Origin of the sequence: Ensifer adhaerens, assembly GCF_000697965.2 — a bacterium.
GTDB lineage: Bacteria > Pseudomonadota > Alphaproteobacteria > Rhizobiales > Rhizobiaceae > Ensifer > Ensifer adhaerens.
In genome coordinates this window covers 71,097-89,186 of sequence record NZ_CP015880.1, presented here as the reverse complement: position 1 = coordinate 89,186, position 18,090 = coordinate 71,097, and the positions used below count along the sequence as shown (strand labels likewise).

At 63.3% G+C, this 18,090-nt stretch carries 19 protein-coding genes; 8 read left to right on the top strand and 11 right to left on the bottom strand.

All coding sequences use genetic code 11. The features are described 5' to 3' along the window. Nucleotides 1–45: 45 nt before the first annotated feature. Nucleotides 46–582: a DUF1269 domain-containing protein gene (locus tag FA04_RS00415; RefSeq protein ID WP_034797308.1), complete on the top strand. Its 537-nt coding sequence runs from the start codon at nt 46–48 to the stop codon at nt 580–582. 13 nt (nt 583–595) lie between these two features. Here FA04_RS00415 and msrB read toward each other — a convergent pair whose 3' ends face one another. From msrB to FA04_RS00395, 4 genes are all read right to left on the bottom strand, one after another. After that, the gene (gene msrB / locus FA04_RS00410; RefSeq protein ID WP_034797311.1) at nt 596–1,087 is read right to left on the bottom strand and encodes a peptide-methionine (R)-S-oxide reductase MsrB; all 492 of its coding nucleotides are present in this window, start codon (nt 1,085–1,087) and stop codon (nt 596–598) included. A 212-nt stretch (nt 1,088–1,299) separates the two neighbouring features. Then, nucleotides 1,300–1,857, bottom strand: coding sequence for a fasciclin domain-containing protein (locus tag FA04_RS00405; protein WP_034797313.1), 558 nt, complete (start codon nt 1,855–1,857; stop codon nt 1,300–1,302). 167 nt (nt 1,858–2,024) lie between these two features. Next, nucleotides 2,025–2,744: an anti-sigma factor gene (locus FA04_RS00400; RefSeq protein ID WP_034797317.1), complete on the bottom strand. Its 720-nt coding sequence runs from the start codon at nt 2,742–2,744 to the stop codon at nt 2,025–2,027. Then, nucleotides 2,741–3,280, bottom strand: coding sequence for a sigma-70 family RNA polymerase sigma factor (locus tag FA04_RS00395; RefSeq protein ID WP_034797319.1), 540 nt, complete (start codon nt 3,278–3,280; stop codon nt 2,741–2,743). Before FA04_RS00395 ends, FA04_RS00400 begins: the two co-directional genes overlap by 4 nt. 152 nt (nt 3,281–3,432) lie before the next feature. Between FA04_RS00395 and argB the strand changes: the two genes are divergently transcribed. Beyond that, the gene (gene argB / locus FA04_RS00390) at nt 3,433–4,320 is read left to right on the top strand and encodes an acetylglutamate kinase (RefSeq protein ID WP_034797321.1); all 888 of its coding nucleotides are present in this window, start codon (nt 3,433–3,435) and stop codon (nt 4,318–4,320) included. 64 nt (nt 4,321–4,384) lie between these two features. Here the strand turns inward: argB and bchE are convergent, their stop codons facing one another. From bchE to FA04_RS00365, 5 genes are all read right to left on the bottom strand, one after another. Continuing rightward, nucleotides 4,385–5,914: a magnesium-protoporphyrin IX monomethyl ester anaerobic oxidative cyclase gene (gene bchE / locus FA04_RS00385; protein WP_034797323.1), complete on the bottom strand. Its 1,530-nt coding sequence runs from the start codon at nt 5,912–5,914 to the stop codon at nt 4,385–4,387. Nucleotides 5,915–6,061: 147 nt separating this feature from the next. Further along, nucleotides 6,062–6,832: an isocitrate lyase/PEP mutase family protein gene (locus FA04_RS00380; RefSeq protein WP_034797325.1), complete on the bottom strand. Its 771-nt coding sequence runs from the start codon at nt 6,830–6,832 to the stop codon at nt 6,062–6,064. Beyond that, nucleotides 6,829–7,908 (bottom strand): bifunctional transcriptional activator/DNA repair enzyme AdaA, encoded by a 1,080-nt coding sequence (locus tag FA04_RS00375; RefSeq protein ID WP_034797327.1) that lies wholly within the window; start codon nt 7,906–7,908, stop codon nt 6,829–6,831. Before FA04_RS00375 ends, FA04_RS00380 begins: the two co-directional genes overlap by 4 nt. A 57-nt stretch (nt 7,909–7,965) precedes the next feature. Continuing rightward, complete coding sequence (locus FA04_RS00370; protein ID WP_034797329.1) at nt 7,966–8,880, bottom strand: DMT family transporter; 915 nt, start codon at nt 8,878–8,880, stop codon at nt 7,966–7,968. Nucleotides 8,881–8,938: 58 nt separating this feature from the next. Next, a complete protein-coding gene (locus FA04_RS00365) occupies nt 8,939–9,730 on the bottom strand; it encodes a sterol desaturase family protein (RefSeq protein ID WP_034797332.1) in 792 nt (263 codons plus the stop codon). A gap of 155 nt (nt 9,731–9,885) precedes the next feature. Here FA04_RS00365 and FA04_RS00360 point away from each other — a divergent pair, with 155 nt between their 5' ends. Beyond that, nucleotides 9,886–10,599, top strand: a complete 714-nt coding sequence (locus FA04_RS00360; RefSeq protein ID WP_034797335.1) for a pyrimidine 5'-nucleotidase — start codon at nt 9,886–9,888, stop codon at nt 10,597–10,599. A 165-nt stretch (nt 10,600–10,764) separates the two neighbouring features. Next, on the top strand, nt 10,765–11,289 hold the full coding sequence (locus FA04_RS00355) for an EF-hand domain-containing protein (RefSeq protein WP_034797339.1): 525 nt from the start codon (nt 10,765–10,767) through the stop codon (nt 11,287–11,289). A gap of 106 nt (nt 11,290–11,395) precedes the next feature. Here the strand turns inward: FA04_RS00355 and FA04_RS00350 are convergent, their stop codons facing one another. Next, nucleotides 11,396–12,295 carry an LOG family protein gene (locus FA04_RS00350; RefSeq protein ID WP_034797342.1) on the bottom strand — a complete coding sequence of 300 codons (900 nt, stop codon included), beginning with the start codon at nt 12,293–12,295 and terminating at the stop codon, nt 11,396–11,398. A gap of 365 nt (nt 12,296–12,660) precedes the next feature. Here FA04_RS00350 and dapD point away from each other — a divergent pair, with 365 nt between their 5' ends. The 3 genes from dapD to FA04_RS00335 all read left to right on the top strand — a co-directional run bounded on the left by dapD (nt 12,661) and on the right by FA04_RS00335 (nt 16,017). Next, nucleotides 12,661–13,518: a 2,3,4,5-tetrahydropyridine-2,6-dicarboxylate N-succinyltransferase gene (gene dapD, locus FA04_RS00345; protein ID WP_034797345.1), complete on the top strand. Its 858-nt coding sequence runs from the start codon at nt 12,661–12,663 to the stop codon at nt 13,516–13,518. A 5-nt stretch (nt 13,519–13,523) separates the two neighbouring features. Beyond that, nucleotides 13,524–13,907, top strand: a complete 384-nt coding sequence (locus tag FA04_RS00340; protein WP_034797357.1) for a DUF805 domain-containing protein — start codon at nt 13,524–13,526, stop codon at nt 13,905–13,907. A gap of 139 nt (nt 13,908–14,046) precedes the next feature. Beyond that, nucleotides 14,047–16,017 carry a DEAD/DEAH box helicase gene (locus FA04_RS00335; protein ID WP_034797359.1) on the top strand — a complete coding sequence of 657 codons (1,971 nt, stop codon included), beginning with the start codon at nt 14,047–14,049 and terminating at the stop codon, nt 16,015–16,017. A gap of 162 nt (nt 16,018–16,179) precedes the next feature. Here FA04_RS00335 and FA04_RS00330 read toward each other — a convergent pair whose 3' ends face one another. Continuing rightward, a complete protein-coding gene (locus FA04_RS00330) occupies nt 16,180–17,091 on the bottom strand; it encodes a LysR family transcriptional regulator (protein ID WP_034797362.1) in 912 nt (303 codons plus the stop codon). Between the two features lie 140 nt (nt 17,092–17,231). On the opposite strand from FA04_RS00330, the gene FA04_RS00325 reads away from it, so the two are divergent. After that, entirely contained in the window at nt 17,232–18,056 is an 825-nt protein-coding gene (locus FA04_RS00325; protein ID WP_034797364.1) for an alpha/beta hydrolase fold domain-containing protein, read from the top strand. Nucleotides 18,057–18,090: the final 34 nt, after the last annotated feature.

Sequence of the window (18,090 nt, the reverse complement as noted above, 5' to 3'; positions counted from 1 at the left end):
GCGTTGCGTCCAGAACGGTGGCGCGGCCAGAGATAGGAGTGAGACATGTCCGATTTGATCGTTGTCGGGTTCGATTCCCCCGAGGAGGCTGACAGGGTTCTGGTCCGGCTCGCCGGGCTGAAGAAGGAATATCTGATCGACCTCGAGGATGCGGTGGTCGTCGTGCGCGACACCGAAGGCAAGGTCCACCTCAAGCAGAGCCTCAACCTGACCGCCGTCGGCGCCACCTCGGGCCTGCTCTCCGGCTCGCTCTGGGGCGGCCTGGTCGGCCTCCTGTTCCTCAATCCGCTGGCAGGCTTTGCAATCGGCGGTGCGCTCGGCGCGGGTGCCGGCGCCCTCTCGGGCTCGCTCAGCGACTACGGTATCGACGACGAATTCATCAAGTCGCTCGGCAACACCATCCCGAACAATTCCTCCGCTCTGTTCATCCTGGTGCGCAAGGTTCAGCCGGAAAAGGTTCTCGCCGAATTCCCCGACCTGCGCGGCCGCGTGCTGAAAACGTCGCTTTCGCCCGAACAGGAGCAGAAGCTGCAGGCAGCGCTCTCCGGCACAACAGCGGCTGCACCGCCCGCCGGCGCCTAATCGTCCGGCTGGCTTATCGAGACAGCACGAAGGCGAGCGCCAGGCCATTGATGCAATGGCGCTTGCCGGTCGGTGGCGGGCCATCGTCGAAGATGTGACCGAGGTGGCCGCCGCAACGGCGGCAATGGCATTCCGTACGGGTCATGAGCAGCGAATTGTCTTCCCATGTCGCCACGGCATTGGGGAGCGATTGCCAGAAGCTCGGCCAGCCCGTGCCACTGTCGTAGTTCGCCTCGGACGAATAGAGCGGCAGTGCACAACCTGCGCATTGGAAGGTGCCCTTGCGCTTCTCGTGGTTAAGCGCGCTTGTAAAGGGACGCTCCGTGTCCTCGTGCCGAAGGATCCGGTACTGGTCGTCGGTGAGGGCTGCCCGCCATTCGGCATCAGATTTGACGACCTCGAAGGGCTCCATTCCCGCTGCCCATGCAAGTGGCGTGAGCCCGCGCAACGCGAATGCTGCGGCCAATGCCGTGCCTGCCATCAGGAAGACGCGCCGGCTGATCATGCTAACCTCCCACTTGGCCCAAAGCGCGTCACGATCATTCGCGCGGTGCGCTGTACGTTGTCGATTTGTCGGATGTCGCGATAGACGATACCGCCCGGACACACCCGCTGCAAAACAATGCCGTTCAAAGCATCGTGACGCGGTGAAGGGCCATCGGTCATACGACCGATGGCAAGCGCCAGGCCGCCGGCAGCGGCCAGGCGCCGCCGAACTCAGCCTTTCGGCAGGAGCACCTTGTCGATCACATGGATGACGCCGTTCGACTGCTTGACGTCGGCGATCGTTACCGTCGCCGTACCGCCGGTTTCATCGGTCAGCATCAGCTTGCCGCCGTCTTCCCTGGCTTTCAGCACACAGCCGCCGACCGTTTTGACGTCATGCTCGCCACCGTCCTTCTTGATCATCTCGGTAATCGCCGCCGACATCGCGTCGGCGGCAACGACATGGCAGGTCAGGACCTTGGCGAGCTTGTCCTTGTTCTCCGGCTTCAGAAGCGTGTCGACGGTACCGGCCGGCAGTGCGTCAAAGGCGGCATTCGTCGGCGCAAACACCGTGAACGGCCCCTTGCCCTCCAGCGTCTTCACCAGCCCGGCTGCCTTGACGGCCGCGACCAGCGTGGTGTGATCCTTGGAATTAACGGCGTTCTCGACGATGTTTTTCTCCGCATACATCGGCGCGCCGCCGACCATCGGATTTTCGGCATGGGCGACGAAGGCACTTGCTGCGAGGACGGACGCTGTTGCGACCAAGCGGATGGCAGACGTGAACATCTTCTCTTCCTTCCTGTTGAGGGAGGCGGCGCATGGGCCGCCCGCCGAAGCTGCCGTTCCCTACGGGGGGAACAAGACAAGCAACGGAACGACGGGAGAAAGAGTTTCAGGAATTTTCAGGGAAGTTAGTCGATTGATAAATAAGGATATTTATCGATATCACGCGCTCAGAGGTTTCGCGCCTTGCCGAGCGCGATGATCGGTCCGGTGGCCACGCCGGTCGACGAACCGCCGAGCGGCTCGACGCTGACGGCAAGAACCGAGCCGGCGGAGATCCGCGAGCGGAAGGTCGACGGCACGGCGATTTCGCCCTCCCCGGTCTGCGGCAGGACACCGAGCGAGATTGCCGGATTGCTGCCGTTGATCAGCCAAAGTTCGAGGGATTTCTGTTCCGCCTGGCTGGCGGCCACCGGCGTTACCTGCAAGCGGCCCGATGCCCGGTCGAAGCGGGCGACGAGATCGATGGCGCTGCCTTTCCCCGAGAGCTCGGCAACAAGCGAGGCACCGGTCGACCGCGTCTCGAACAGGCCGGCCATTGAGGCGCCCATCACCAGCAGGGCGGCGAACGAGGCAAGCGCCAATCCTCGCCAGAGTGCCAGCGAGTGCCAGAGCCCGCGGGACCGTACAGGTTCCGACCGCAACGTATCGAAAAGTTGCCGTTCGATCGCGGAGAACGTCCTAGGTGGGGGCACCACCGGATCATAGGCGTCGTCGAAGGAGGAAAGGTTGCTCTGCCAGCGGTCGACCATGGCGGCAAAGTTGCGATCGGAAGCAAGCCGGGCCTCGACCTTGCGGCGATCGTCGGCAGACAACACGCCGAGCACATACTCGCCCGCGATCACCTCGTCGCGGCGAAAGTCCCGGCCCTCTGGGGTTGGTGTCGTCATCGCTCCATACACTCTCGCAACTTCAGGAGACTGCGCCTCAACCAAGTCCGCATAGTGTTCAGCGGCACCGCGAAGACGTCAGCCAGTTCCTGGTAGCTCAGGCCTTCGACGTAGGCGCGCCGCACCGCTTCCGCGCGGTCTTCTTCAAGCTCCTCCATGCAGGCGTCGATCCGCCTGCCTTCTGCTCTCACGACTGCCAACTTTTCCGGATCGGCAGCAGGATCAGCCAAATCGTAGGCTTCGTCAATCACATTGGCAGCCGGTTTGCGCGCCCGGATGAAGTCGATGGCCTGATTACGCGCTATTGCCGCCAGCCAGGAACCCGCAGCCGCCTGTCCTTGCGAAAACCGGCCAGCCCGCTGCCAAATCTTGACGTAGATTTCCTGCAGCGCTTCTTCCGCCTCGCCCCGATTGCCAAGAATACGCAGGCAGATGCCGAAGAGTTTCGGACTGGTCTGCCGATACAGTTCGGCGAAGGCGTCGCGATCGCCGAGCGAAACGCGGCCAAGCAGGCCGGCTATATCCTCATCGATCATAGAACGCGCCCCGAAGCCTCATCTCTCCAGAGATAGGGCGCAGTTCACTTTGAACCAGCCGTATCGTCATTCGGCCTTTATGTTGCTCTCCGATCATTCCATCGATCCGGAACTTGCGCTAAACAGCAGCCGGTATTTTTCGAGGGTCCGCCATGTCCGCCAATGAAAGTGAAATCCAGGCACGCCTGCTCACCCAGGCCCTGCCCTACATGCAGCGCTACGAGAACAAGACGATCGTCGTCAAATATGGCGGCCACGCCATGGGTAACAGCGAGCTCGGTCGCGCTTTTGCAAGCGACATCGCGCTTTTGAAGCAGTCGGGCGTCAACCCGATCGTCGTGCATGGCGGCGGCCCGCAGATCGGCGCCATGCTGACGAAGATGGGCATCGAATCGAAGTTCGAAGGCGGCCTGCGCGTCACCGACGAAAAGACGGTCGAGATCGTCGAGATGGTGCTCGCCGGCTCGATCAACAAGGAGATCGTCGCGCTCATCAACCAGACGGGTGAATGGGCAATCGGCCTTTGCGGCAAGGACGGCAACATGGTCTTCGCCGAAAAGGCACGCAAGACCGTCAAGGATCCGGATAGCAATATCGAGCGCGTCCTCGATCTCGGTTTCGTCGGCGAAGTGGTCGAAGTCGACCGCACGCTGATCGACCTGCTCGCCCGCTCGGAAATGATCCCGGTGATCGCGCCGGTCGCGCCCGGCCGTGACGGCCACACCTACAACATCAACGCCGACACCTTCGCCGGCGCCATCGCCGGTGCGCTGAACGCCACGCGCCTGCTGTTCCTGACGGACGTTCCCGGCGTGCTCGACAAGCAGGGCAACCTGATCAAGGAACTCTCAGTATCCCAGGCCCGCGCGCTGATCGCCGACGGCACGATTTCCGGCGGGATGATCCCGAAGGTCGAGACCTGCATCGACGCGATCAAGGCGGGCGTTCAGGGCGTCGTCATCCTCAACGGCAAGACGGCCCATTCGGTGCTGCTCGAAATCTTCACCGAGCGCGGCGCCGGCACGCTGATCGTGCCCTGACGCAACCCGATCGGCAATAACGTGACGAGGATCCGGAAGCCGTCTCACACAGCTTCCGGATTTTTTATGCGGCCGCGCTGTCCGATGGATGGCGCCTGCGGGGCGGTAACATCGATTCCTCCTCGGCCTCCTGCGGCGCTCCCCAGAACACCTCAAGCGACGGCCCGGCGGCGAAATGGCGGCGGCGGAAGGCGAATTCGTAGAGCTCGTGAAACCAGACCCTGCGCCCCATGCGGGTGTACCACCGCATCGAATGGCGCTGCTGCGGGTCGCGGTGCAGGAGGACGCGCGCAAGGGCCTTTGGCCGCGCCTGGATCGCGACCTCGATCAATTTCACGCTCAGAAAAAGCACGACCGGGTGAAGGTGCTTCATCTTCAGCACCTGATGCTTGTAATCCCACTTGCGCATGTCCGGCTCGATGACGGTGCGATCCCTGGCGAGGCCAAAGAACGGGGTCCACCGGTGCGGCGTGACGTAGAGCGCCTGGATCTGGTCCGGGTCGTAGGAAAGAAGCTGCCTGAAACCACGCCAAAGATCGCTCAGGCGTTCCTCCTCGAAGCCGACCACCCAGGTGGCCATTGAAAGAATGTCGTGCTGGCGCAGGAGCGCGATTGCCTGCCGGTCGCTCGTGGTCGTCCCGCCCTTTTTGATCAGCTTCAGCGTCGCGTCATCAGTGTTTTCCATTCCGAGCAGCCAACGCACGACACCGGCCTTGCGATAGAGGTGCAATATGTCGGCATCGCGCACGATATCGTCTGCCCGCGTCGAGCCGACGATCTGCACCGGCACGTTCTCGGCGATCATGGCGTTCAGGAAGGCGAGCCAGCCCTTGCGCGACGAGGTCGGGTTTTCGTCGGCGAGATTGATCAGTTCCACGCCCTCTTCACGGTGGAGGCGGGCGATCTCCTTAGCGAACGCGACCGGATCCCGGTGCCGCCATCGCGTCCAGAAACCGCGCTGGCCGCAATAGTTGCACAAATGCGGGCACCCTCTCGAAAACTGCAGCACGACAGCGCGTTTTCCGCCCCAATAACTGTAGTGCCGATGCTCGATCAACTCCCAGCCGATGCGGTAGGCATCGAGATTGGCGATCGCCTCGGTCGGACGGGTGGCGAGCGCAACCCCGTCATCATCGCGATAGGCGATGCCCGGAACCTCGCTCAAGGGTTCTAAGGATGACAGGGCGCGCACGAGCCGTCGCACTGTCTCTTCGCCCTCTCCCCTGACGACGTAATCGAAGGCGCCGCTCTCGCTTAGAACCTCGCGCCAATGATAGGTCGGGAACACACCGCCATAGATCACCCGGACGGACGGTGCGGTCATTCTGACATCGCTGGCAATACGCTTGGCCGTCGGGTGGGCCGACGTCGACCCCGAATGACCGATCAGCAGAAGATCCGGGCAGTCGTCGAGCACGCGTGCGACAATCTCTTCGAAGCCCAAAGGGCCGAATTCGCAATCGATGAGCCGCACGGCGTGGCCATCATCGATGAGCGGCCCGCCAACGGCGAGCAGGCCGAGCGGCGGAAGATGATCGTCGGGAATACGGCTGCCGATGGCCGTATGCGGCGGATTGAGCAGAACAATCTTCATACGGTGCCTCTTGGGTCGCAAAGAATTGCCAGAGACACGATAAAGCTGAAGATTGCGGAAATAACAGCTCCAGGCTGCGGCCAAAAACGTACGTTTTCGCGGTGAAATCGCGCAACTTGCGCAGCGCGATTTCATCGAGCCCCGAGCTCAGCGCGGAGCGTAGACCTCGGTCGCCGCCGCCTTCAATTCTTCCATCATCACGCGGTATGGGCCCGGGCCGTAGCTGACGCGTGACACGCCGGCGCGGGCGAGCGTCTTCAGGTCGGGTGCGGCCGGGCGCATCATGATGTTGACGGGCAGGATCGAGGCGGCGCAGACCTTGGCGATCAGCGCCTCGTCCACCAGCCACGGTACGAAGAAGCCGCTGGCGCCCGCTTCGGCATAGGCCTTGCCGCGGGCGATCGCCTCGTCGACGAGGCCGGCATGCCGGCTCTCGTCACCCTCCTGCAGGAAGAGATCGGTGCGGGCATTGATGAACAGGGGGATGCCGCGCCGGTCAGCCATCTCGCGGATGGCGCGGATGCGCTCCGCCTGCTTTTCGACCGGGTGCACGCCGCCCTTGCCGACGATCTGGTCCTCGAAGTTGATGCCGATGGCGCCGACGTCGAGGATGCGCGAGACATTGGCGGCACCGGTCGCCGCGTCGTCGGAGTAGGCGCCTTCGAAATCGATGCTGACGGGCAGGTCGGTGCTCGCCACGACCAGGCGTGCGATATCGGCAAGCCAGGCCAGAGGCACCTTCTCGCCGTCGCCGAAGCCGTGGGCGGCCGCCACCGACCAGCTTCCGGTCGCAAGCGCCTTGGCACCGGCCTCTGCCACGGCCTTGGCGCTGCCGGCGTCCCAGATGTTGTACAGCACCACCGGGTCACCCTTCTTATGCAGGGCGGCGAAGGCGAGCGCCTTTTCCTTCTGGTTCATTGTGTTTCCTCCACCAACAGGCTGACTGGTTTCATTTTCGCCTCGTGCCGAAGCAGCCACTGTTTCCGCCAGAGCCCGCCACCGTAACCGGTCAATGAGCCATCCGCGCCGATGCAACGGTGGCACGGAATGACGATGGCGATCCGGTTGGAACCGTTGGCCTTGGCGACCGCACGTGCGGACTGGATCGTAGCGACCTCGCGGGCAATGTCACCATAGGAACGTGTCCCGCCGGCGGGAATCTTCACGAGCTTCGCCCAGACGTTGCGCTCGAAGGGCGTTCCCCCGGGCGCAAGCGGAGTTTGAAATCCGCCCGCCTCGCCGGCGAAATAGCTCTTCAACTCGCCTTCGATCTGATCGATCGGCGCCGTCCGGCCGGGGACGATGGCCGAGCGCGTCGCGCGCTTCAACGCCTCCAGCTCCGTCGGCAGCGCCTTGCGTTCGTGGAACTCCAGCAAATGGAGGTGCGTCGCATCGGCAACCGCGACCATCGGCCCGATCGGCGTTTCGATCCAGTCGGACGAGAGCAGCGCCCTCCCCTGGGCTGCCGCCGGCGCATCGCCGAGCAGGCGCTGGAAGGCTACGCGAAACCCGCTCGGCGACTCGTAGCCTGCCTCGAGCTGGGCGTCGATCACCCGACCACCGTCGGCGAGCTGGCGGGCGGCGAGCCCCAGGCGACGATGGCGCGCGAGATCGAGGAAGGTGATGCCGAGCGCGCGCTTGAAGGCACGCCGGACGGTCGAGGGATCAAGCCCGCGGCGCACGATGTCGTCCTCGCTCCAACGGCGCTCCGGTGCTGCTTCCAGCGCCTGCAGAAGCTCCTGGACGAGCGGATCCTTGGCGCCGAACGTGGCAAGCGGCCGGCAGCGCTGGCAGGGACGGAACCCCGTCTCCAGGCAGGTGCCGATCGAGCTGACGAAGATCGTATTTTCCCGCTTCGGCTTGCGGGCCGGGCAGGACAGGCGGCAGAAGACGCCTGTTGTCTTGACGCAGACGAAGGCCGAACCTTCGTATTCGCTGCTGCGCGCCATCAAGGCGTCGTAGAGCGTTTCATCGGAGGGAAGATCGAACAACATGCCGCGGTTCTAGCATGACCACGGCTCGGGAGACGCCGGTTTTCGGGCGTCTATTTTTCAGATCAGCACCAGCATGACGACACCGAGCACGATCAGCAGGCAACCCAATAGCTCCAGTCTGTTGATCCATTCGCGGAAGATGAAAAAGGACGAGGCGAAGGTGAAGAGCATTTCCACCTGGGCGACGACCTTGACGACGGCCGCCTGCTGCAGGGTCATCGCCATGAACCAGCCGAAGGAGGCAGACGCGCCGACGAAACCGACGACAAAGGCCGGCTTCCAGGCAGCCGCGATGCGCGGCAGCTCGTCGCGTTCGCGCAGCACGATCCAGATCAGCATGACCACGGTCTGCAAGAGGATGACGAAGCCGAGCGTGAAGCTTGCCTGCATCATGTAGTCGGGTGCCGGCAGGCTCGGCGCCAGAGCCAGCGACGCCGAACGGTAGGCGACGGCCGAAAGGCCGAAGAAGGTGCCGGACAGCAAGCCGATGCCGGCCGTGCGCGAGAATACCGAGGTCACCAGCGTGCGCGCACTCAGGGTCGTGCGCGCCACCGAAATCAGCATCACGCCGACGACCGAGATGGCGATTGCCACCAGCGTGCCCTCGCTCGCCTTTTCGCCGAGGAAAATCAGGCCGAAAAGCGCTGCCTGCGCCGGTTCCGTGCGCGAATAGGCGGTGCCGACGGCGAAGTTGCGGAAGGAGAAGAGATGGACGAGCAGGAAGGTTGCGGCGATCTGCGCCAGCCCCCCGATCACCGCCCAGAGGAAGAAAGTGCCGTTCGGCACCGGAAGCGGACGGCCCACCACCTGCCAGAGCACAACGAGATAGAGGAAGGCGAACGGCAGGCCGAAGCCGAAGCGCACGAAGGTCGCGCCCGTCGTGCCCATGACGCCTTTCAAGTGTTTCTGCATTGCGGAGCGGACGTTCTGAAGGAAGGCCGCGGCGATGGTGATGAGGACCCAGGTTTCCATCGTTTCGAGCTAGCATGCAGGCCGGCTCGTTGCCAAGGACCACCTAACGGACCGGTTGCTACTCCGCCCTTTCCCGCGCCTCTGCGAGCTCCGTGCCCTCGCTGATCGTGATCCGGGGCGCCTCGTCCTCGAAGGTCTTTACCCGCTGATCGTAGTTCGGCGCGAGCGTTCCGAGCACACGGTCCCAGAAGGAGAAGTAGTTGGCGTAATTGTACCTGAAGCCCGAATGGTGCTGATCATGGAACGTCGTGCACAGCAGCGGAGACGGGTAGCGCGCGGTGGAGGCGGCAAAATACTCGAAGCCGCAATGGCCGATCATGCCGTTGAAATGTTCGAACAGCCGATGGGCGATGAGCACCAGCGGCGGAAACGGCACGACGAAAACGACGACGGCCGAAAAGCTCTGAAGCAGGAAGTTGTCGAAGACGTCCTCGGAATAGGTGCTCCAGATCGTCGGCGCCACGCTTTTATGATGCAGGGCATGCAGCGGATAGAGCCACTTGGTGTGCAGCAGCCGGTGCATGAAATAGAACCAGGCATCGTAGAGGATCATGCTGAGCACGAAGAGCGGCAGGGCGTTCCACCAGGTGAGCGTCCAGGGCGCCGGCGCCCAGCCCTTCTGCTGGGCGTAAAGACCGATCGTCAGCGGCAGGCAGGCGCTGAACATCGATTTGAGGCTCTGGCGGATCTCGGCGCTGCGGCGCTTGTCGGAACCGCGTCCCTTCTGGATCTTTCGCTCGGGATTGCGCTCGTTGAGCCATGTGATGCCATAGCCAAGCGCGAAATAGGTAACGACGGTGAACGTGTAAAACCCGAACAGAAAGAGCAGATAGAATACTTCGTTCGACATTGGCATCCGCATCCCCGAGCCAAAAACCGCGCGAGCCGGAAGATGCCACGCACAACCGCCAATTCAAAGCGCTAATCTATGCGCCAGCATTACGCCCGGCCCCGCATCGCCATTTTCCCGTTTGCCGCCACGGTCGGTCGTGTCATAAGGCGGTCATGAAAAAGCTCGCCCGCCTGCCGACCCGCTCCGAATTCGCCCATGTCACCGACTGGGTCTTCGACCTCGACAACACGCTCTATCCCCACCACGTCAACCTGTTTGCGCAGATCGACCGCAACATGACGGCCTATGTGGCGAAGCTTTTGTCGCTCGATCCGGCCGACGCCAAGAAGCTGCAGAAGGACTATTACCGCGACCACGGCACGACGCTCAAAGGCCTGATGGTCCATCACGGCATCGACCCGAACGAGTTCCTCGAGCAGGCCCATGCGATCGACTATTCGATCGTTCCGGCCGACCCGGCGCTCGGCGAAGCGATCAAGTCGCTTCCCGGCCGCAAGTTCATCTTCACCAATGGCAGCGTTGCCCATGCGCAGATGACGGCCCGGGCGCTCGGCATCCTCGACCATTTCGACGACATCTTCGATATCGTCGCCGCCGACTTCGTGCCGAAGCCCGCGGGCGAGACCTATGACAAGTTCATGAGCCTGCACCGGGTCGATACCCGCAATGCCGTGATGTTCGAGGACCTGCCGCGCAATCTCCTCGTGCCGAAGGCGCTGGGCATGAAGACGGTGCTGCTGGTGCCGCAGAACCTCGAATACACCTTTGCGGAATCGTGGGAAAAGTCGAACGACACCGACGAGCAGATCGACTACGTGACGGAAGACCTCGCCGGCTTCCTGCGGAGCCTCCTCACAGATCTCTAGAGTGGCGCTGGCGGACGCCGCAAAGACGGCGTCCCGCCCGCTGCGACACAATTTTGCCGCCGAAAAACCTCTTTTCGGCCAATGACTTAAATTACCAAAGTTTAACTGGCGTCGGCTGCACCCGCGTCTATCCTTGCGATCAGAAACAACCGATCGAAAGGACGCATGATGCCGAACAAGACCCTGATCCTCGGCGTGGCTGCACTCTCCGTCGCCGTCACCGGAATGGCCTCCCCCTCCTTTGCTGCCCGCGAAAAGATGACGCCCGAGCAGCGCGGCCAGCACATGATCGAGCGGCTCGACACCAACAAGGACCAGAAGGTTTCGCTCACCGAGTTCCAGGCGCGGATCTCCGACAATTTCAAAACCTTCGATACCAATGGCGACGGGCAGATCAGCGCCGAAGAAATGAAGGTCAAGCGCGAGGCCTTCCGTGAGGCGCGCAAGACCTGGAAGGAAGCCAAGGCCAAGACAGGCACGGAGCGCGAGACCGCCCTTGCCAAGCTGAGGGAAGCCCGCCCGGCCATGCTGCCTGGGCTGCGCCCGAAGGCCTTCAAGCGCGTCGATGCCGACGGCAACGGTTCCTTGAGCGCCAGCGAAGTTTCAAGCGCCGCGGAAGCCATGTTCAAGCGGCGCGACAAGAATGGCGACGGCGTCATAGACGCGGCCGACTTCACCAAAAAGATCTGACGGGAGCTCTTCTCTCTCCCCACCGCCCGGTGGAGAGGCTCCTGCCTAGCCCATAGCCCCTTGCTCCCCCAGCGAGGGGCTATGCGCTTTTTTTGGACCGCTGCGATCAGCGGCGGCCATTTGCCATCGGAACGGACTTCGGGTCGACCGTTTCATAGAAGCGGGAAATGATATCCCAGGCTTCATCAGCCGTTTCGACGAACTGGACCAGATCGACGTCGTTCGGCGCGATCGTGCCGAATTCGGCAAGCGCCTCGAAATTGACGATCGAGCGCCAGAATTTTTCCCCGAAGAGAATGAGCGGAACCAGCGCAAGACGCCCGGTCTGCATCAGCGTCATCGTCTCGAAGAGCTCGTCCAGCGTACCGAAGCCGCCCGGGAAAACGGTGACGGCCTTGGCGCGCAACAGGAAGTGCATCTTGCGGATGGCGAAATAGTGGAAGTTGAACGACAGTTCGGGCGTCACGTAGCGATTGGGCGCCTGCTCGTGCGGCAGCACGATGTTGAGGCCGATCGACGGCGCGCCGACATCATCGGCGCCGCGATTGCCGGCTTCCATCACGCCCGGGCCTCCGCCGGTGACGACGACATATTCCTTGTAGTGCAGCTTGGCCGAATGCTCGGAGCAGAGCCGCGCGAACTTGCGTGCTTCCTCGTAATAGACCGAGGCGGCTTCGAGGTTCTTGCGCTGCGTCTCGTTCTTCGCTGCCCAGGCGTCGCCGCCGGGCTCAGGAATGCGAGCGCCGCCGAACATGACGACGGTGGAGTTGATGCCGCGCTCTTCCAGCATCATTTCGGTCTTCAGGAGTTCGAGCTGCAGCCGGATCGGGCGCAGTTCTTCGCGGCAGAGAAAATCGTCGTCGATATAGGCGAGGCGATAGGAAGGCGAAGCCGATTGCGGCGTGACCGGAACGGTCTGTGCGCGTTGCCGGCTCTGCGAGCTGTCGGCCAGCGGATCCCAGACCCCATCTTTGCGGCGCAGAGCGCGCTTCTTCATGCGTGCCATATTCTCGTCTTTCCCGTCGCGTTCCGGACAATCGGCATCTCGTCCAGACGCGTCCTATCCTCAATCCTCGGTCATGAAGGTCGCAAGCGCATCAGCGCGCTGCGGCGGCCTTTGCGCATCCCGAACGGGTACGCGGCGCTGTAGTGCCGTGTTCGCCTCAGTTTGCCAAGCCCCGGCCACTCCAGGGACCTGAAAAGCCCTTCAACATTTCAGGATCACGTCGTGCAGCCACCGCCGCTCAGGACGTGTCAAGGTCGCTGCAGCAGCTAGATCTGCTGCATAATTTTGTCCTTAAATCGATTCCGATTTTCGGATTTATGCAGTAGAGCTTTCGCAGGATAACCGCCGAACTTTAAGGAATTCCGATGACGAACCACGACCTCGCCTCCCTGTCGCAGACGATCGAAGCCGCCTTTGAAGACCGCGACTCCGTCAACACCGGAACGCGCGGCGCGGTGCGCGATGCCGTCGAGACGGCGCTGAACCTGCTCGACAGCGGCAAGGTCCGCGTCGCACAGCGCGGCGAAGACGGTAACTGGACGGTCAATCAGTGGCTGAAGAAGGCCGTACTGCTCTCCTTCCGCCTCAACCCGATGGAAATCGTCAAGGGCGGCCCGGGCCAGTCGGTCTGGTGGGACAAGGTGCCCTCGAAGTTCGACGGCTGGAGCGTCAACGAGTTCGAGAAGGCCGGCTTCCGCGCCGTTCCGAACTGCGTCGTGCGCCGTTCGGCCTACATCGCCCCCAACGCCATCCTGATGCCCTCCTTCGTCAATCTCGGCGCCTATGTCGGCGAAGGCACGATGGTCGATACCTGGGCAACGGTCGGCTCCTGCGCCCAGATCGGCAAGAACGTGCACCTTTCGGGCGGCGTCGGCATCGGCGGCGTGCTGGAGCCGATGCAGGCCGGCCCGACGATCATTGAAGACAACTGCTTCATCGGCGCCCGCTCGGAAGTCGTCGAAGGCTGCATCGTGCGCGAAGGCTCGGTCCTCGGCATGGGCGTCTTCATCGGCAAGTCGACCAAGATCGTCGACCGCGCCACCGGCGAAGTGACCTATGGCGAAGTGCCGCCCTACTCGGTCGTCGTCGCAGGTTCGATGCCCTCGGGCTCGACCATGGGCAACGGCCAGCCGGCGCCGAACCTCTATTGCGCCGTCATCGTCAAGCGCGTCGACGAGAAGACCCGCTCGAAGACCGGCATCAACGAACTGCTTCGGGACTGATCGCGATGACACCGGAGGGGCCGCAGCCGAGCATGACCTGGCTGTTCTTCAGCCCCTCCGGTCGCATCGGCCGCCTGCCCTTCTTTCTCTCCTGGCTATTCTGGTTCCTGATCGGCGGCTTCATGGTCGCCCGAATGGTTGCCAACGAGGGCAATGAGACGGTGCTGGCGCTCTGGACGCTGGCATTCGTCGTCTCGAGCCTCGTCTCGCTGCCCTCCATCGCCATGCTGGCGATCAAGCGCCTGCACGATATCGGCTATCCCGGCCCGCTTTCCCTCACTCTGTTTATCCCGGTCTTGAGCCCGGTCGTCTTCATCGCCCTTTGCCTCTGGCCGGGCGATCAGGGGCCCAACGAGTTCGGCGCGCGCAGCGACGAACCCGGCCCTTGAACCCTTCGCCCCTGTACAAGAACCGCGTGAGCGCGTATGTAGCGCGCCATGACAGGCCCGCGACGTGTTGGCCGCGGCAATTGGCGCCGAGACGATCCGTTCGTCCTGGGCTCTACGACCGATATCCGAAAGACAAGATATGACTGAATTCGAAGGGATCGCGCCTGCGATCGCCGAGGCGTTGGCAAAACGCGGTTACAACGAATTGACGCCGGTTCAACAGGCGATGCGCGATCCGGAACTCGCCGGGCGCGACGCCCTGGTTTCGGCGCAGACCGGTTCCGGCAAGACGGTCGCCTTCGGCCTGGCGCTGGCGCCGACGCTGCTTGGCGATGAACGCCGCTTCGGGCCTGCCGGTGCCCCCCTGGCGCTCGCCATCGCACCGACGCGCGAACTGGCGCTTCAGGTCAAGCGCGAGCTTGAGTGGCTCTACGGTGAGACCGGCGCGACGATCGCCTCGTGTGTCGGCGGCATGGACATGCGCACCGAGAAGCGCACGCTGGAACGCGGCGCCCACATCGTCGTCGGCACGCCCGGTCGCCTTTGTGACCATATTCGCCGCAACTCGCTCGACATTTCTTCGCTGCGCGCCATCGTTCTCGACGAAGCCGACGAAATGCTCGACCTCGGCTTCCGCGAAGACCTCGAATTCATTCTCGAAGAGTCCCCTGACGATCGCCGCACCCTGATGTTCTCGGCGACCGTGCCGAAGTCGATCGCAACGCTCGCCAAGAACTACCAGCGCGACGCCGTACGCATCAGCACCGCTTCCGAACAGAAGCAGCATGTCGATATCGAATACCGCGCGCTCACCGTTGCGCCGAACGATCGCGAAAACGCGATCATCAACGTGCTGCGCTTTTACGAAGCGCGCAACGCCATCGTGTTCTGCTCGACCCGCGCCGCGGTCAACCATCTGACCGCCCGCTTCAACAACCGCGGCTTCTCGGTGGTGGCGCTTTCGGGCGAGCTCAGCCAGAACGAACGCACCCACGCCCTGCAGGCCATGCGCGACGGCCGTGCCCGCGTCTGCATTGCGACCGACGTTGCCGCCCGCGGCATCGACCTGCCGGGCCTGGAACTGGTCATTCACGCCGATCTGCCAACCAACTCCGAGACGCTGCTTCACCGCAGCGGCCGCACCGGACGCGCGGGTCAGAAGGGCGTCAGCGCACTGATCGTGCCGGTCAACCAGCGCCGCAAGGCTGAGCGCCTGCTCGACGGGGGCCGGATTACCGCGACCTGGGCACGCCCGCCGTCGGCCGACGAGGTCAGCCAACGTGACGACGAGCGCCTGCTTGCCGATACGAGCTTTGCCGAGCCGATCCGCGAGGACGAACAGGCGATCGTGGCAGCACTTATCGAGCGCCACGGTGCCGAGCAGATGGCCGCCGCCTTCGTACGCCAGTTCCGTTCGGGACGGTCCGCTCCGGAAGACCTGATCGAAGTCGCTGTCGGCGCCAAGCCGCGCCGCGACGAACGCGCACCGCGCGATGATCGTGCCCCGCGCGAGGACTTCGGCGCCGAGCGGGCCGATTTCAGCGACGGCAGCTGGTTCTCGCTGTCCGTCGGCCGCAAGCAGAGTGCCGAGCCGCGCTGGCTGATCCCGATGCTCTGCCGTCACGGCAAGCTGACCAAGCGCGACATCGGCGCGATCCGAATGCAGCAGGAAGAGACCTTCGTCGAGATGACCGCCGAGGGTGCCGAACGCTTCCTGTCAGCGATCGGCAAAGACAAGATGCTGGAGAAGGGCATCCGCGTGAAGCCGCTCGCCGGCGCGCCGGATCTGTCGCAGCAGCGCCAGGAAAAGCCGAGTTTCTCGAGGGACAAGCCGAACTTCTCCAAGGATAAGCCGGGCTTTGCCAAGAAGCGCCCCTATTCCGACGACGCCGCTCGCAATGACGACCGCGGCGACTTCAAGCCGAAGCGCAAGTTCGAAAAGAAGGCCGCCTATAGCGATGGGCCTGCCCATACCGAGGACAGGCCGCCGGCGAAGGGCGCCGAAAAGCCTTGGGGCAACAAGAAGAAGGGCAAGCCGGACGCTGGCAAGGACGGCGGCTTCAAGCCCAAAACCAAGCCGAAGGGCAACGCCAAGAACCGCCAGGGCTGAGCCCGGCGACGGCAACCCAAAAGCCAATCAACAAGGCGTTGCGATCCGATCGCGGCGCCTTTTTTGTTATTCCGAGGACCGGGAGCGAGCGGTCCCGGCACTCCACCCGGACGCTCAGCGCAATGCGGATCATGCATGGCACCGAGCCAGCGCGCGTGACGGTCAGGCAGCGTCGAGCTGCGATTGGGCGACGATCTTGACCACCCAGTCAGCAAAGACGCGCAGCCGGCTGCTCAGATGCCGGTTCGGCGGATAGACGAGATAGATCGGCATGGGCTCGACTTCCCAATCCTCCAGCACCGGCCGCATGGCGCCGGTCTCGAGGTCCTCGCGCACCATGAAACGCGGCGCCTGAATGACGCCGAGGCCGGCTCGCGCCGCCGCGAGATAGGTGGTGGCTTCATTCGCCGCCACGGCATAGCGGCCGTTCACCTCGATCTCCTCGTTGCCGCGCTTGAAGTAGAACGGCAACTGCTGCCCGGTCTGCGGCCGGAAGTAGCCGACGACGTAGCAGTTCTTCGAGAGATCCGACGGATGCTGCGGGATCGCGTGGCGCGAGAGGTAATCGGGCGCTGCGCAGGCGACGAAGCTCATCTCGGTGATGCGGCGCGCGATCAGGGACTGGTCGGTGAGCGCACCGACGCGGATGGCGCAATCGACATTCTCGGCCACGTAGTCCACCGTCCTGTCCGAGACCCCGAGGTCTATCTGGATGTCGGGATAACGCTTGTGAAACTCCGGTAGCGCGGGGATCACAATCAGGTTGGCAATCGCGCTTGCCATCTCCACCCTGAGCCGTCCCTTCGGCAAGGTCTGGGCGCTCGAAAGACTGCCGTCGAGTTCGTCGAGGTCGGTCAAAAGGCGTGCCGCGCGTTCGTAATAGAGCGCGCCATCGGGCGTTACCAGCACCCGGCGGGTGGTGCGGTTCAGAAGTTTTGTGCGCAGATGCGCCTCCAATCCCTGGATGAGATTGGTCAATGTCGCCTTGGGCATATTCAGCGAAGCGGAAGCGCGGGTGAAATTTCCGGTTTCGACGACCCGGAGAAAGGCGCGCATGGCCGTGAGCTGGTCCATTTTCAAGAGCCGTAATTGTTCGAGAATACGAATAGTGTAATCAGATTGAAAAGACTATTCCAGACAGAAGACAATGCTATTCTCCTGTCGTGGCGTGTTGTCGCCACATGTGGGTTTGGCTCGGGCCGAAGGCAAGAGAGATGGGCGAACAGTTCAAAGTGGAGACGATGCAGACGGGCCAAGGCTCGTGCACCGCACGCGTCTACCGCGGCGAGACCCTGCTTAATCCGCCGCCGATCGTACTGCACCTGCATGGCGGCTCCTTCGTCGGCGGAACGATCGCTGCCGGCGAGCGCGTTGCCGAGGCACTCGCGGCAGCCGGAGCGGTGGTGATATCTCCGGAATATTCCGCGGCCTGCCTCAACCCCTTTCCCGCGGCCCTCGATGTCGCCTATGCCATGCTGTCGTCGATGCGCGCGCGCTGCCCGCAGTTCGCACACAAGAAGTCGTCGCTGTTCGTGGCCGGCGAAGAGGCTGGCGGCAATGTCGCCGCCGGGGCCGCGCTGATGGCGCGAGACCAGTATCTGACCGATCTCAAGGGCCAGATCCTGCTGTCGCCGATGCTGGATCCGTGCCTGGCAACGGCATCGTTCCGTCAATACTGTCCCCAGTCCTCGGCGCAATCGATCGCCGACGGCTGGCAGCGCTATCTCGGCCAGAACGGTGGCTTCACCCACCCTTACGCCGCGCCGGCCCACTGTACGCGGCTCGCCGGCCTCGTGCCTTCGCTGATCGTGACCAGCGAAGAGTGCCCGATGCGCGACGAGGCTGAAGCCTATGCCGAGCGCCTGCGCAAGGCGGGCGTGGCGGTCGAATCCCACGTGCTGCCCGGACGCGCCGGATGGTTGCCGCAGAACGCAGGCACCGGCGAAAGCTGGTCGGCACAGCAGAAGGAAATTACCGGCATCTTCGCCCGCTTCTTCCAGAAGGCGGGGGCAAAGCCGGCGGAAATGACGGTGCGTTAGGCGGGGCCGCTCAGAGGCTCATTCCCCGATCTGG

Coding starts and splice junctions, on each gene's coding strand:
- FA04_RS00380 (WP_034797325.1), bottom strand. CDS start 6,832: ATGAACCAGAAGGAAAAGGCGCTCGCCTTCGCCGCCCTGCATAAGAAG.
- FA04_RS00395 (WP_034797319.1), bottom strand. CDS start 3,280: ATGATCGATGAGGATATAGCCGGCCTGCTTGGCCGCGTTTCGCTCGGC.
- FA04_RS00400 (WP_034797317.1), bottom strand. CDS start 2,744: ATGACGACACCAACCCCAGAGGGCCGGGACTTTCGCCGCGACGAGGTG.
- FA04_RS00370 (WP_034797329.1), bottom strand. CDS start 8,880: ATGGAAACCTGGGTCCTCATCACCATCGCCGCGGCCTTCCTTCAGAAC.
- FA04_RS00325 (WP_034797364.1), top strand. CDS start 17,232: ATGGGCGAACAGTTCAAAGTGGAGACGATGCAGACGGGCCAAGGCTCG.
- FA04_RS00350 (WP_034797342.1), bottom strand. CDS start 12,295: ATGGCACGCATGAAGAAGCGCGCTCTGCGCCGCAAAGATGGGGTCTGG.
- FA04_RS00365 (WP_034797332.1), bottom strand. CDS start 9,730: ATGTCGAACGAAGTATTCTATCTGCTCTTTCTGTTCGGGTTTTACACG.
- FA04_RS00375 (WP_034797327.1), bottom strand. CDS start 7,908: ATGTTGTTCGATCTTCCCTCCGATGAAACGCTCTACGACGCCTTGATG.
- FA04_RS00360 (WP_034797335.1), top strand. CDS start 9,886: ATGAAAAAGCTCGCCCGCCTGCCGACCCGCTCCGAATTCGCCCATGTC.
- bchE (WP_034797323.1), bottom strand. CDS start 5,914: ATGAAGATTGTTCTGCTCAATCCGCCGCATACGGCCATCGGCAGCCGT.
- dapD (WP_034797345.1), top strand. CDS start 12,661: ATGACGAACCACGACCTCGCCTCCCTGTCGCAGACGATCGAAGCCGCC.
- FA04_RS00355 (WP_034797339.1), top strand. CDS start 10,765: ATGATGCCGAACAAGACCCTGATCCTCGGCGTGGCTGCACTCTCCGTC.
- argB (WP_034797321.1), top strand. CDS start 3,433: ATGTCCGCCAATGAAAGTGAAATCCAGGCACGCCTGCTCACCCAGGCC.
- FA04_RS00340 (WP_034797357.1), top strand. CDS start 13,524: ATGACACCGGAGGGGCCGCAGCCGAGCATGACCTGGCTGTTCTTCAGC.
- FA04_RS00330 (WP_034797362.1), bottom strand. CDS start 17,091: ATGGACCAGCTCACGGCCATGCGCGCCTTTCTCCGGGTCGTCGAAACC.
- msrB (WP_034797311.1), bottom strand. CDS start 1,087: ATGATCAGCCGGCGCGTCTTCCTGATGGCAGGCACGGCATTGGCCGCA.
- FA04_RS00405 (WP_034797313.1), bottom strand. CDS start 1,857: ATGTTCACGTCTGCCATCCGCTTGGTCGCAACAGCGTCCGTCCTCGCA.
- FA04_RS00335 (WP_034797359.1), top strand. CDS start 14,047: ATGACTGAATTCGAAGGGATCGCGCCTGCGATCGCCGAGGCGTTGGCA.
- FA04_RS00415 (WP_034797308.1), top strand. CDS start 46: ATGTCCGATTTGATCGTTGTCGGGTTCGATTCCCCCGAGGAGGCTGAC.